The sequence below is a fragment of the Streptomyces sp. NPDC029014 genome (genome assembly GCF_055564695.1).
Window position 1 is genome coordinate 1 of the sequence record NZ_JBVHVT010000091.1, and the last position, 12,273, is coordinate 12,273.

Below are 12,273 nucleotides of genomic sequence, written 5' to 3' on the forward strand. Positions count from 1 at the left end.
CCCGCCTCCCCCCCCCCCCCCCCCCTCGCCCCCCCCCCCCCCCCCCCCCCCCCCCCCCCCCCCCCCCCACCCCCCCCCCCCCCCCCCCCCCCCCCCCCCCCCCCCCCCAGGCCGCCCGAGCGGAACGGCAGGCGTGCACCCAAACCGTCCGACGCTTGAAGAGGAGCCAAGGATCCGTGACCTCAGGTTCCGCGACACCACCTGGCCAGGCGGCCGACCCGGCCGCGCACGGCATGGTTCCGCAACCGGCGACGGGAGTCGCGCACAGTCTGGTCGAGCGTGTCACCCGGGACCGGCCGCGCATCGAGACAGTGCCGACCCTCGTCTCCTACAGCGCCCGCCTGTCGAGGCAGCCGGAGTTCACCCGTGGTGTGGTCGACCTGATCGCCGGAGGAGCCTCCCTCGGCGATCACGAGCAGGCCCGGCAGGCAGCCATCGGAGAGGCCGTCGAGCGGTTCTGCGGAAACGTGGTTCCCGAACTTCTACCGACCGCGTCGTACGCGCAACTCGCCCGCTCCGGCCGTCCAGCCGTCGACCCGCTGGAGTTCGCACTGTACTCCCCGACACAATACGCACGCCGGGGATTCCCTTTCGTGTCAATGGATCGCGATCTGCCGATCTCCTGGGTGTCGGGGCGTGATATGGGCGACGAGAAGGAAATCCTCGTTCCCGCATCCCTGGTGTACGTGAACTATTTCCGTCACTGGCATGCCTCGGAGCCGGTGACCAACTATCCGATGCTCGCCGGCACCGCGGCCGGCGCGGACCGTTCCCAAGCACGCGAGGCGGCCCTGCGGGAAGTCCTCGAACGGGATGCCGTCACCCTGTGGTGGACCAGCGGGGCGCCGGCCACTTCCCTCGCGCTCGATGCCGGGGAATCCCTGACCCGGGCGCTCGCCGAGGCCGACTCCGCCGGACTGAAGGTCGTTCTGCTGCGCATCCCGTCGACGGCCGGCGCCCTGGTCGCCGGCGCATTCATCGAAGACGGGGCCCGACGGCTCGTCGCTTTCGGCAGCGCCTGCCGCGAAACTCCGTCTGAGGCGGCGGCCAAGGCGCTGGCCGAGGCCCTCGGTATGCACGAGACCGGCCTGGAACTCCTCGACCACGACAGCGGATTCTGGCGCAGCGTCCGCCACGGCCGGGCCGAACACCGGCCGTACCTGCCGTACCGCGCCGACCGCGCGTACCTGCGGGACTTCCGGCCCGACTGGCGTGACGTCAACGACGTCCGGCTCCACCTCCAGGTCTACCTCGATCCGCAGATGCAGGACGCTCGGCTGGACAGGTTGCGGTTCCCCGGTCGCCGTGCGGATACCCCCGCGACGACAGCCACCGATCAGGGGACCCCTGCTCTGCTCCAGCGGCTCGAGGAGCAAGGGCTGCGCGCCGTCGCCGTCGAACTCACCACTCCCGAGGCCCGTGCCGCGGGCCTGTACGTCGCTCGGGTCCTCGTGCCCGGCCTCTACTGCAACGCTCCGGCCGCGTTCCCCTTCCTCGGCGGCCGGCGGCTCTACGTGGAGCCGACCGCTCGCGGCTGGGTGCCGCAACCGCTCACCGAAGACGGTCTGGTCCGCCACCCCCTGCCGTTCTCCTGACGGCACGGCCGCTCCACCAACGTCCTCAACATCTCTGTGATCGCACGACAGAACGGAGTGCCGCATGCGTCTCGGACTGGCCCTGGGCTACGGCGGAGAACCCGTCGAGCAGGTGCTCCCGGTCGTGGAGACGGCCGAGCGCATCGGCGTCGACTCGGTGTGGAGCGTCGAGGAGTACGGCCCGGACGCCGTGAGCGTCCTCGGCTACCTGGCGGCGAAGACCGAGCGGATCAAGCTCGGCACGGCCATCATGCAGATCCCGGCCCGCACCCCGGCCGCGACCGCCATGACCGCGATGACCCTGGACGTCCTCTCCGGCGGCCGCTTCCACCTCGGCCTGGGGCTGTCGGTTCCATGGATCGTCGAAGGGTGGCACGGGCAGCCGTACGACCGGCCCTTGCGCCGGACCCGGGAGTACGTGGACATCGTGCGTCAGGCCGTCACCCACCAGGCGCGAGTGGAACACGACGGGGAGGTCTTCCAACTCCCTTACCGAGGCCCTGGATCCAGCGGGCAGGCCCGCCCGGTGAAGGCGGACATGAAGCCGCTCAGGCCGCACATCCCGCTCTACCTCGGCGCGATCGGCCCGCAGAACGTGCGCCTGGCCGGCGAGATCGCCGACGGCTGGCTGGCCGGCATGTACGCCCCCGAGCACGAGGCCGCCCTGACGCGCCCCCTGGACGAGGGGATCGCCCGCGCTGGCCGCACCCGGGACGAGGTCAAGATCTGCCCGATCCTCTACGTCGCCCGCGCCGATACCCGGGAAGAGGGCCGCGACCAGCTGCGGCCGCTGTTCGCCCACCTCATCGGCGCCGTGGGAGCCGGAGCCCGCAACACCTACTTCGACATCGCCTGCCACATGGGCTACGAGGGCCCCGCGCACGCGATTCGGGACCAGTTCGCCGAAGGCCGCAAGTCCCACGCCGTCCCCCTCGTTCCCGACTCGCTGCTGGACGAAGTGGCCCTGTGCGGACCGCTGCCGGCCATCGTCGACCGGATCCTGGCCTGGAAGGACTCGCGCGTGGACACGCTCATCCTGCTCGACCGCGACACCGGGCTGCTGGAAGCCGCCCAGGCCGCTCTGTGACCGAACCCTCGCGCCCCACGATGTGCCGGGCGTGGGGGCTGGCCGCGCCGCTGCTGGTGGCCGGGCTGACGCAGATCACCGTCAACGTCGTGGACACCGTGATGCTGGGCCACCTGTCCACGACGGCCTTGAGCGCCTTCGCGATCGCCGCCCCGGTCTACCTCGTGGCCCTGATCGCCGTACGGGGCTGGGCGACCGCCGTCCAGGTCCAGATCGCCCGGTTCCACGGCGCCGAGCGGCCCGGAGCCGTCGGCCTGACCGTGCGCGTCGGGCTGACCGGTGCCGTCAGCGCGGGGCTGATCGGGGGCGGGCTGCTGTACGTGGGGGCCGCGCCGGTCCTGGCGGTGCTCGGTGCCTCGGACGCGCTGGTCGGCCAAGGCGCCTCGTACTTGCAGGTGATGGCCTTCGCTCTCCCCTTCGCGGCAGTTTCGTTCACGCTTCTGGGCGCCTGCGCCGGTACCGGCGCGACCCGGGTGGCGATGTACACGGCGCTGCTCGTCAACACGGTCAACCTGCCCCTGGGCCTGCTGCTGATCTTCCGGGCGGAACTCGGCATCTCGGGGGCGGCGCTGGCCTCCCTCGCCGCGACCATCACCGGCACGTGCTACCTGCTGCTCTACTGCCGCAACCGCCTCCCCTCGTACGAGAAGAACACGGACAGCGTCTACACCCTCGCCGGACAGTTGTGGCGCATCGGGTGGCCGGAGATGGGGATGTCGGGGATCGGCTACCTGAACGAGGCCCTGTTGGCCGGGTTCGCGGCGCGGATGGGCACGCAGGAACTGGCGGCGTACCGCATCGTCGACAACCTGGTCCTGGTGGTCTTCACCTGCCTGGCCTCGGTTTCGTCCGCCCTCTTGATCCTGGCCGGCCAGGAGCTCGGCGCCGGACGACGCGAACCCGTCGCCGCCTGGCTCCGCACGGGTCAGCGCATGCTCCTGCTGGTACTCGCCGCGCCCGCCGTCATGGCGATCGGCTTGGGGCGCCCACTGATCTCCCTGGTCACCGATGATCCCGTCGTGATCGACAAGGCCTGGTCCGCGACCCTGCCCGCGCTGCTGAGTCTGCTGCCGTTCGCCGTCGCCATGGGGTACGCCTCGGTACTGCGAGCCGCCGGGGACACCCGGTCCGTCATGATCGCCTCAGTCGTCAGCGACTACCTGCTGCTGATCCCGCTGGGCTGGCTCCTCGGGCTGCACGCCGGGCTGGGCCTTCCCGGCATCTACCTCGCCTGGACCGCCTTCGGCCTTCTCTACGCGGCCATTCTCCGGCCGCTGTGCAGGCGGAACCTCCGCGCTCCTGCCGACTCTCCGGGTCCTGCCGTGGGACGTGTCGACCCCTGACACCACGTTGCTGAAGGAGCCCGGCGAACGTGGCCTCTGTCGGCGGAGTACCTTATTGCACATTGCTTGCAACTGCGTCAGTGATGCGAAAGAGGTAGACGTGGCAGCTCCGGTGGTGCTCGGGATCGAGTCGTCGTGCGACGAGACGGGCGCGGGCATCGTGTCCGGCGGGAAACTTCTGGCCCACGTCGTCGCGTCGAGCATGGACGAGCACGCGCGCTTCGGCGGCGTCGTGCCGGAGATCGCGGCCCGCGCGCACCTGCAGGCCTTCAACCCCGTCGTGCAGGAGGCGCTCGACCAGGCCGGGCTGCGTCTGCGTGACGTCGACGCCGTAGCCGTCACCACCGGCCCCGGCCTGTCCGGAGCCCTCCAGGTCGGCCTGGCCGGCGCGAAGACCCTCGCCTACGCGGCCGGAGTACCGCTGTACGGCGTGCACCACCTCGCCGGGCACGTCGCCGCCGACACCCTGGAGCACGGGCCACTGCCCAACCCCTGCATGGTGCTCATCGTCTCCGGCGGGCACACCTCGCTGCTCCTCGTACGGGACCTGGTCCGCGATCCGATCCTCCACCTGGGCGACACCGTGGACGATGCGGCCGGCGAGTGCTTCGACAAGGTGGCCCGGGTCTTCGGGCTGCCCTACCCGGGCGGGCCCGCCATCGACCGCGCCGCACGGGAGGGCAACCCGTGCGCCGTCGCCTTCCCGCGCCCGCTGACCGGCCCGCGCGACGCCCCGTACGCCTTCTCCTTCTCCGGTTTGAAGACCGCCGCCGCGCGGTGGGCCGAGCGGCACCGCCTGAGTGGCGAGGAGATTCCGGTGGCCGACGGCGCGGCGTCCCTGCAGGAGGCCGTCGCGGACGTCCTCACCCGCAAAGCGCTGGCCGCTTGCAAGGAGTACGACGTGCGCACGCTCGTCGTGGTGGGCGGCGTGGCCGCGAACTCGCGCGTGCGCGCCCTGGCCGAGGAGCGGTGTGCGGCCGCGGGGGTCGAGCTGCGAGTGCCGCCGCTGACCCTGTGCACCGACAACGGCGCGATGATCGCCGCCGTCGGCGACCTGCTCGTCCGGGCCGGCTCCGACCCCGCCCAGCTCGACATGTCGATCGACCCGTCCGCGCCCCTGGAGTACGCCGCCCTGCACCCCGTCGCCCGGCCGCCTGTGAGAGTGGCGTGAGCGCCGTGACGGTGCGCCGGGTATCCGGCGCCGAACTGCTCGCCCGGCAGGACGGCATACGGCACGTCTACACCGAGGCCTTCACCCAGCCGCCGTGGAACGAGGACGGACATGCGACGGACCGGTTCCTCCGAGGTCTGACCGAGGAAGCGCCCCGCCCAGGCTTCGTGGCTGCACTCGCCTTCGACGGCGACGTTGTGATCGGCCTCGCGACGGCCCGGACCACGCCTGTGGAGTTCCCGTCCGGCCGCTGCTACCCGCAGGTGGCCGCCGCGCTCGGCCCCGGACGCACGGCGTCATGGCTGTGCGGTGGCCGCGAGGTCGACGAGCTCGCCGTCGCCAGGGAAGCAAGCGGCCGGGGCGTCGGCACCGCCCTGCTCGAGGCCGTGACGGCCGACGCCCCTGGTGGCCGGTGCTGGCTGCTGACCTCGGTCCGCGCCCACGACGCCCTGGCCTTCTACCGTGGCCTGGGCTGGACCCAGGCCACCCACCCCGCTCCCGAGGGAACCGGCCACGCGGTCTTCCTCGGCCCCCTGCACCCGGCTCGCACAGCCGCCCCTCGCCCCCTCTGACCGCCCACTCCCGGAGCAGGACCCACGCCCATGCGTACCGCCGACATCCGACAGCGCTTCCTCGACCACTTCGCCGCGCGCGGCCACACGGTCGTGCCCAGCGCGCCGCTGCCCACCCCGGACCCGACGCTGCTGTTCGTCAACGCCGGCATGGTCCCGTTCAAGCCGTACTTCACCGGGGAGGCCCAGCCCCAGTGGCAGCGGGCAACGAGCGTGCAGAAGTGCATCCGCACCCTGGACATCGAGGAGGTCGGGAAGACCACCCGGCACGGCTCCTTCTTCCAGATGAACGGCAACTTCTCCTTCGGCGACTACTTCAAGGAGGAGGCCATCGCCTACGCCTGGGACCTGTCGACCACGTCCCAAGCCGATGGCGGCTACGGCCTGGACCCGGAGAGGATCTGGGTCACCGTCCACCACTCCGACACCGACGCCCGCGGCATCTGGCGCGAGGTCGCCGGCCTGCCGGACGAGCGGATCGTGGCCCGCGGCGATGAGGACAACTTCTGGTCCATGGGCGTCCCCGGCCCCTGCGGACCCTGCTCCGAGCTCTACTACGACCGCGGCCCGGCGCTGGGCCGCGAGGGCGGTCCGGCGGTCGACGAGGACCGCTACATGGAGTTCTGGAACCTCGTCTTCATGCAGTACGAGCGCGGTGAGGGCTCCGGCAAGTCCGGCTACCCGATCCTCGGCGAGCTGCCCCGCCGCAACATCGACACTGGCATGGGCCTGGAACGGATGGCCACCCTCCTGCAGGGCGTCGACAACCTCTACGAGATCGACGAGACCCGCCCGATCCTGGACCGCGCCGCCCTGCTGTCCGGCTCCCGCTACGGCACGGACCCGCAGGCGGACGTACGTCTTCGGGTGGTCGCCGACCACGTCCGGACCGCGCTGATGCTCCTCGGCGACGGCACCGCACCCGGCAACGAGGGCCGCGGCTACGTGCTGCGCCGCATCCTGCGCCGCGCGGTCCGCTCCATGCGCCAGCTCGGCTTCCACGAGCCGGTGCTGCCCGAGCTGCTGCCGGTCGCCCGAGACTGCATGTCCCCCAGCTACCCGGAGCTCGCGGAGTCCTTCGCCCGGATCGCCGACCAGGCGTACGGGGAGGAGGACGCCTTCCGGGCCACCCTCAAGCAGGGCACCACCGTCCTGGACACCGCGGTCGCCCGGGTGAAAGCCGAAGGCGGCCGGTCGCTGCCCGGCGCCCAGGCGTTCCTGCTGCACGACACGTACGGCTTCCCCATCGACCTGACCCTGGAGATGGCGGCAGAGCAGGGCGTGGAGGTCGACCGCGAGGGCTTCACCGCGCTGATGAACGCCCAGCGGGAGCGGGCCCGTGCGGATGCCCGAGCCCGCAAATCCGGCGGCGCGCTGGACACGTCCGCCCTCCGGTTCGTCCTGGACGAGCACGGCCCGACCGACTGGCGGGCCTGGGAAGCCCTGACCACGGAGTCCCGCGTGCTGGCCCTGCTCGGCGCCTCCGGCCCGGTTCCTGTGGCGGCCACCGGCGACATCGTCACCGTCGTCCTGGACCGATGCGTTGCTGTGCGGTGCGGATGTCGGTGAGGCTCGTGGTGGTGAGCCGGGCGGCGGTGCGGGAGTAGCCGGTGAGCTTGTTGATCTTCCACTGGTAGTCGGCGATGGCCTGGTTCAGTTCGTCGGCGCTCTTCTTCGCGCTCGCCCAGCCGAGCCCGATCTCCGGGCCGGCTGTGATGACGAATCCGACGCCGGCCGCCACGACGCTGGCGGCGGACAACGCCTCCGTGGTCTCGGCCAGCACGGCCTCGGCGACCTCGGCCGACACGGAGACGAAGGCCGATGCAGGGGCACAGCCGAAGGCGGGGCCGGAGATCGGGGCCGGGTCCAGGGCCAGGGCTGTATCGGGGTGGCGGGCCGCCACGCGGCCGGTGCCCGCTGGGCCGAGCGGGTCGCCCTCGCGATCCCCCTGCTGATGCTGCCCGTGTGCCTCTCGCGACTGCCGTTCGCCGTACGACTTCGGTCTGTCTGGCGCACGCGGGTATCGCCCAGTTCGATCAAACGGTCATTGCCGCGCTGGCCTCCGGCACCCCCGCTCCGGAACTGCTGACGCCACGGGAGACGGAGGTGCTCCGTCTCATCTCCGCAGGCGCCACGAACAGGGAGATCGCCGCCCGACTGTACTTGAGCGAGGGCACCGTCAAGAACCACATCTCGCGCGTGCTGAGCCGGCTGGGCCTGCGCGACCGGACCCAGGCCGCGCTCTACGCACGGGACAACGGGCTGATCCAGCGGCGGCCCGGCCGTGGCCCGTCGCGGGTTTCCGCTGTCCCTTCAGGGAACCGCGTGCGTCAGCCCTTCGACGTACCGGCGTCGCCGATCAGCCTCGGCGTGGCCGGCGGATCTTCACGTCGTCCACGCTGGTGACCTTGGTACTCAGTGCGCCGTGTCCGATGCCGCGTTCGGCGAGAGCCGCGGCCGCCCGGTCGCAGGCCGCAGCGCCCGCCGCCTCGTCCTCCAGGTCGGCGGCCCGCCGGACCACGCAGCGGAAGGAGAAGGCGCGCAGCTCCCGGTCGTAGACGAGGGTGCCGGCGTCGGTGAACGCGGCCCTGAGGATGTCGTGTTCGTCTGCGGTGGCGAGGAGCTGGGTGCGCTGGGGGTCGTCGAGGTCGGCGAACACGCCGCGGACGACGACTCGGTAGGTGCGCTCGAACCCGCGATCGTGAACGATCGTGACTGACGACCCCCTCCAAGACCTTTGGCTCCACCAGACCGCCGACGTCGCGGTCAACACCCTGACCATCCGCGCCGACCGCGTGACCGTTCACGCCGCCACAACCGGCGAGCTGCGGCGGGAGGGTGCGGATCCGGTTCGCAAGGGCCGGCCGTGGAGCTTGCCGCTGGAGGACCGGGTCCTGCTTGGTTGCAGAGTACTTGCGGACCAACCTCACCCTGCGGCAGCTTGCGCCGCTGCTCGGGGTCTCGAAGTCAGCCGCCGACCGCGTCGTCGACCGATCGTCGAGTGGTACGACGAGCTCACACCCCTCACCGACAGCCCGGTCGTCAGGCTCAGCACCCGCCGATGCCGCTGACGGCTCGCGCTCGATTTCCTGGAGCCGCGCTCGCTGCGGGGCCTGCGTGGCCGAAGCGGAGCCTCCGCGCGCAGGGGCAGGTCGGTACTTGCCGCGAAAAGCCGCCCGCCGCGAAGATTCAACCTTCGCGACGACGTTTGCGGGGCCGTGCGGATCTCGCGGGCCTGGCGGGAGCCACCCCCTCCCACCGCCACCGGACCTCCGCCATCCGTCGGCCCGCGCAGCCGGTCTTCACCGGTCCCGTCCCGCGCGCGCATCATCGGAGGAGGGCTATCTGGTAGTGCCCCGGGAGTGGTGATGGAGGAAATGAGACCGTCGTTCCACGAGGCTTCCGCCGAGCACCTCGTCCTCGCGGCACGGACGGCCGGAGTGACCGACGTACGGCTGCTGGAGGCCATCCTGACCGTCCCACGGGCCGCATTCGTGCCCGCCGCCAAGGCGGACTCCGCGTACCGGGACGTCCCGGTGCCCCTTCCCGGCGGCCAGGTGACCACACAGCCCTCGTTGGTCGCCATGATGGTCGCCGCGCTCGGCCTGACCGGCGGCGAACGGGTGCTGGAGATCGGGACGGGCTACGGCTGGCAGACCGCGCTGCTGGCCCGACTGACCGGGCAGGTCGTCAGCGTCGAGCGCCGGCCCGAGCTGGTCGTGGAGGCCCGCCGCCGACTGGCTGCCCAGGGGTGCAGCACCGTCGAGGTCCTCCTCGGCGACGGCACACTGGGCGCGCCTGACAGCGCCCCGTACGACGCCGTCCTGGTCTGCGCGGCGTTTCCGCAGGTGCCGGATCCCCTGGTGGCGCAGCTGCGCATCGGCGGGCGGCTGGTCCAGCCCGTGGGCCCGGGCGGGCGGGAGCAGGTGGAGCTGTACGAACGCCGTCCCGAGGGCCTCGGGCGCCTCCGAACGCTCACCGCCGCCCGATTCGTCCGTCTGTACGGTGCCCACGGGTACGCCGTGGGCAGTTCCTGAAACTGCGGCAGTCGTGGCGATACCGGCGAGAACCGCCCGGCCTTGACGTAGAGCTCCCGCAGACCGTCCGGGCAGGCGGTGGTGTCGTCGCGGGCGGCACGGCGGGGCCGAGCCGAGCTACCCGCCCGCACTGGCGCACGAACCGCCTACGCTTTCACCCCGACCCACCGGGACCTGCCCTTACCCGACGGGTCGATCCGGCCTCGCGTCCTCGTGCCGGCCTTGGGTACCCAGGTCACACCCGGGGCGGGCCCGGCGCCGGCGCCCGGCCTCCGCCGCGAGGAGTGGCCCAGCTGCGGGGGGTCAGCGTCGACCACTACGTGCGGTTGGAGCGCGGCCGCACCTCGAATGCTTCAGTCTGGGGGCTGGTTGCGGTGACCCGCGCACTGCGACTCGACCCGGCCGAGCGTGCCCACCTGCGTGACCTTGCCGACTCCAGGCCGCGTTTTCCTCGACCCACCACCCGGCGGGCTGCTCGCCGAGTGGGAGCCCGCCGCCCGCGGCACGGTGGCGGCCCTGCGCCTGCACGGGGCCGCCACCCGCAGGCTCCGCGTCTGAGTGAACCGGGCACCGAGCTGTCCGTAAGGGACGAGGACTTCTGCCAGGTGCCGCAAAGCCGGCCCGGTCCGGGCGCGTCAGTTCCGGCGGGGTGACGGAGCGTGATGGTGGCGTCCGGTGCCTTGAGGAGGCGGTCACCGCTCTCAGACAAGACCAGCGCGCCGTTGCGGAGCGTGGTGGTGCGCTTCTCACCGGTCTCGGCACCGGCGTCGGCGTCGGTGAAGTCCCCCTCACCCGGCAGCAGCGGCGGTCGCACGGGGTGCCGGGCAGGGAGGGGCGCCGGGATGTCCGACGAGGAGTGAGCCGGGAAACCCGCAGCGTGCCCGTGGGTCATCGAAGGCGGTCGATGAGGTCCGGCAGGTCAGCGAAGGAATCGAGGACGTGGTCGGGGGCGCCGGAGGCGCCCTGGTGGGTTGCCGGAGCATACTTGCCGGTCTTCACCAGGACTCCGGTGATGCCGCAGCGCTGCGCGGCCAGCACGTCGGTTTCGATGTCGTCGCCGATCATCAGCGTTTCGGCGGGGTCGGCGCCCAGTTGGGCGAGAGCGTTCTCGAAGAACGCGGGAGCCGGTTTGCCCGTTACCTCCGCCCGCGTGCGCGCCGCCTTCTCCAGGCCTTCGAGAAAGGCTCCGGTGTCGAGGTCGAGTCCTCCCTCGGTACGCCAGTACAGGTTATGGTGCATCGCCACGAGACGGGCCCCTCGCTGCAGGTAGCCGAAGATCCGGTTCAGGGCCTGGTAGTCGAACTCCGGGCCGGCTCCGCCCAGGACGACCACGTCCACCTCTCCTTCGTCGACGAAGGTGGCCCCCGTCAGGTCATCCCGCACGTCCCCGTTGTTGAGCAGCACACATCGGGCACGGGGGAAATGCTCGCGCAGGTAGGCCGCCGTGGCGGCCGGAGCGGTCAGGACGTCCTGCTCGGCGATGGGAAATCCCAGGTCGGACAGGCGCGCGGCGATGGAGGCGCGGGTCCGGGAGGTGGTGTTCGTCAGCAACACCAAGTCGATACCGGATGCGCGCAGCCTCTCCATGGCCGCCACCGCGCCGGGCAGAGCCTTCCAGGACACGGTGAGGACCCCGTCGATGTCGATGAGAACGGCGCGGATTCGCTTCATGGAGCCGACGGTAGCCCCGGGGGACGGCCCGACAGGCCGCACTGCCCGCGGGTCCCGTCGTGCCGAACGCCGGAATCCGCCCGGACCTGCCGGGCCGGCGCCGGCTCGGGACGGCGACTGCGGCGCCGGCTCCGTGGTGGGCCTTGTCCGCCAGGATCGGGATGCCCAGGCGGATACAGGTGGCGAGGATCCAGTGTCTGCGGGCCGCGGTCAGATCGTGGGCACGGCCCGGCAGAGCGGGTGAGATCCACACCAGCGTCCCGTCTGGAGCGGTGATGACCTGCACGTTCACCCCGTGACGGCGGCGTGTGTCCGAGTAGTCGTCGCGACCGTCACCGACCCGGTCGCATTCGACGAGTGTGCCGTCGAAGACATGTCGGACATCCGCGGCTTTCAACGCTGCGGTCAGGCCCGGCGCCCGGGCGGCCAGGAGTGCCACGACGGTGTGGACGCGCGTGCGCGGTGTGTGACCCGGGATATCGAGTACGGCACGATAAGGAACCAAGGGCGCCGACGAGTTGAGGAGCTGCGGACGTCGGACGTCCCGCTCGACAACCCGACGGCCTCGCCCGTTGCGCGGCCATCCGGATACTCGATCAGTGGCCACGTTGACAAGGCTCACGGGCTTCTCACGCCTCTCGCGTCCGGAGCCTCCGGCGTCAACTTCGAGGCCGAAGACGCCGTCCGCTTCCTGCACGAACTGTCCTCGGCTGAGCGCATCGCGAAAGCCGGGAACCTGAACGGGCGATTCGGCTGACATGGTGCGGGGTTCCCGCAAGGAAGATCCCAGTGCCTCC

General features: G+C 71.7%; 13 protein-coding genes and 2 pseudogenes. 11 read left to right on the top strand and 4 right to left on the bottom strand.

Annotated features, from left to right (window positions below):
* Window positions 1-176: 176 nt before the first annotated feature.
* From ACZ4VL_RS33890 to alaS, 6 genes are all read left to right on the top strand, one after another.
* Window positions 177-1,595: a YcaO-like family protein gene (locus tag ACZ4VL_RS33890; protein ID WP_468207873.1), complete on the top strand. Its 1,419-nt coding sequence runs from the start codon at window positions 177-179 to the stop codon at window positions 1,593-1,595.
* 64 nt (window positions 1,596-1,659) lie between these two features.
* A complete protein-coding gene (locus tag ACZ4VL_RS33895) occupies window positions 1,660-2,682 on the top strand; it encodes an LLM class F420-dependent oxidoreductase (RefSeq protein WP_468207875.1) in 1,023 nt (340 codons plus the stop codon).
* Window positions 2,679-4,025 (top strand): MATE family efflux transporter, encoded by a 1,347-nt coding sequence (locus ACZ4VL_RS33900; protein WP_468207878.1) that lies wholly within the window; start codon window positions 2,679-2,681, stop codon window positions 4,023-4,025. Before ACZ4VL_RS33895 ends, ACZ4VL_RS33900 begins: the two co-directional genes overlap by 4 nt.
* A gap of 112 nt (window positions 4,026-4,137) precedes the next feature.
* Entirely contained in the window at window positions 4,138-5,196 is a 1,059-nt protein-coding gene (gene tsaD / locus ACZ4VL_RS33905; RefSeq protein ID WP_468207925.1) for a tRNA (adenosine(37)-N6)-threonylcarbamoyltransferase complex transferase subunit TsaD, read from the top strand.
* Window positions 5,193-5,768 (top strand): GNAT family N-acetyltransferase, encoded by a 576-nt coding sequence (locus ACZ4VL_RS33910; protein WP_468207880.1) that lies wholly within the window; start codon window positions 5,193-5,195, stop codon window positions 5,766-5,768. Before tsaD ends, ACZ4VL_RS33910 begins: the two co-directional genes overlap by 4 nt.
* 30 nt (window positions 5,769-5,798) lie before the next feature.
* Window positions 5,799-7,337: an alanine--tRNA ligase gene (alaS, locus tag ACZ4VL_RS33915; protein WP_468207882.1), complete on the top strand. Its 1,539-nt coding sequence runs from the start codon at window positions 5,799-5,801 to the stop codon at window positions 7,335-7,337.
* On the opposite strand, the gene ACZ4VL_RS33920 is transcribed toward alaS, so the two are convergent.
* Entirely contained in the window at window positions 7,288-7,671 is a 384-nt protein-coding gene (locus tag ACZ4VL_RS33920) for a hypothetical protein (RefSeq protein ID WP_468207885.1), read from the bottom strand. The two genes, alaS and ACZ4VL_RS33920, sit on opposite strands and share 50 nt — an antisense overlap.
* A 62-nt stretch (window positions 7,672-7,733) precedes the next feature.
* Between ACZ4VL_RS33920 and ACZ4VL_RS33925 the strand changes: the two genes are divergently transcribed.
* Complete coding sequence (locus tag ACZ4VL_RS33925) at window positions 7,734-8,174, top strand: response regulator transcription factor (protein ID WP_468207887.1); 441 nt, start codon at window positions 7,734-7,736, stop codon at window positions 8,172-8,174.
* On the opposite strand, the gene ACZ4VL_RS33930 is transcribed toward ACZ4VL_RS33925, so the two are convergent.
* Window positions 8,128-8,427: a DUF6204 family protein gene (locus tag ACZ4VL_RS33930; RefSeq protein WP_468207890.1), complete on the bottom strand. Its 300-nt coding sequence runs from the start codon at window positions 8,425-8,427 to the stop codon at window positions 8,128-8,130. The two genes, ACZ4VL_RS33925 and ACZ4VL_RS33930, sit on opposite strands and share 47 nt — an antisense overlap.
* A 166-nt stretch (window positions 8,428-8,593) precedes the next feature.
* Here ACZ4VL_RS33930 and ACZ4VL_RS33935 point away from each other — a divergent pair.
* From ACZ4VL_RS33935 to ACZ4VL_RS33945, 3 genes and pseudogenes are all read left to right on the top strand, one after another.
* Window positions 8,594-8,759 (top strand): annotated as a pseudogene (locus ACZ4VL_RS33935) (helix-turn-helix domain-containing protein); the annotation flags it as partial.
* 377 nt (window positions 8,760-9,136) lie between these two features.
* Window positions 9,137-9,805, top strand: coding sequence for a protein-L-isoaspartate(D-aspartate) O-methyltransferase (locus tag ACZ4VL_RS33940; RefSeq protein ID WP_468207892.1), 669 nt, complete (start codon window positions 9,137-9,139; stop codon window positions 9,803-9,805).
* Window positions 9,806-10,225: 420 nt separating this feature from the next.
* Window positions 10,226-10,363 (top strand): hypothetical protein, encoded by a 138-nt coding sequence (locus ACZ4VL_RS33945; protein WP_468207896.1) that lies wholly within the window; start codon window positions 10,226-10,228, stop codon window positions 10,361-10,363.
* Between the two features lie 330 nt (window positions 10,364-10,693).
* Here the strand turns inward: ACZ4VL_RS33945 and ACZ4VL_RS33950 are convergent, their stop codons facing one another.
* Window positions 10,694-11,476: a TIGR01458 family HAD-type hydrolase gene (locus tag ACZ4VL_RS33950; RefSeq protein ID WP_468207899.1), complete on the bottom strand. Its 783-nt coding sequence runs from the start codon at window positions 11,474-11,476 to the stop codon at window positions 10,694-10,696.
* A gap of 109 nt (window positions 11,477-11,585) precedes the next feature.
* Window positions 11,586-11,915 (bottom strand): annotated as a pseudogene (locus ACZ4VL_RS33955) (transposase family protein); the annotation flags it as partial.
* Between ACZ4VL_RS33955 and ACZ4VL_RS33960 the strand changes: the two are divergent.
* The gene (locus tag ACZ4VL_RS33960; protein WP_468207930.1) at window positions 11,850-12,233 is read left to right on the top strand and encodes a hypothetical protein; all 384 of its coding nucleotides are present in this window, start codon (window positions 11,850-11,852) and stop codon (window positions 12,231-12,233) included. The pseudogene ACZ4VL_RS33955 and the gene ACZ4VL_RS33960 sit on opposite strands and share 66 nt — an antisense overlap.
* Window positions 12,234-12,273 lie beyond the last annotated feature (40 nt).

What these genes read in the sequence shown, in the direction of transcription:
- alaS (WP_468207882.1), top strand. Translation starts at nt 5,799, where the DNA reads ATGCGTACCGCCGACATCCGACAGCGCTTCCTCGACCACTTCGCCGCG.
- ACZ4VL_RS33940 (WP_468207892.1), top strand. Translation starts at nt 9,137, where the DNA reads ATGGAGGAAATGAGACCGTCGTTCCACGAGGCTTCCGCCGAGCACCTC.
- ACZ4VL_RS33960 (WP_468207930.1), top strand. Translation starts at nt 11,850, where the DNA reads ATGTCGGACATCCGCGGCTTTCAACGCTGCGGTCAGGCCCGGCGCCCG.
- ACZ4VL_RS33950 (WP_468207899.1), bottom strand. Translation starts at nt 11,476, where the DNA reads ATGAAGCGAATCCGCGCCGTTCTCATCGACATCGACGGGGTCCTCACC.
- ACZ4VL_RS33895 (WP_468207875.1), top strand. Translation starts at nt 1,660, where the DNA reads ATGCGTCTCGGACTGGCCCTGGGCTACGGCGGAGAACCCGTCGAGCAG.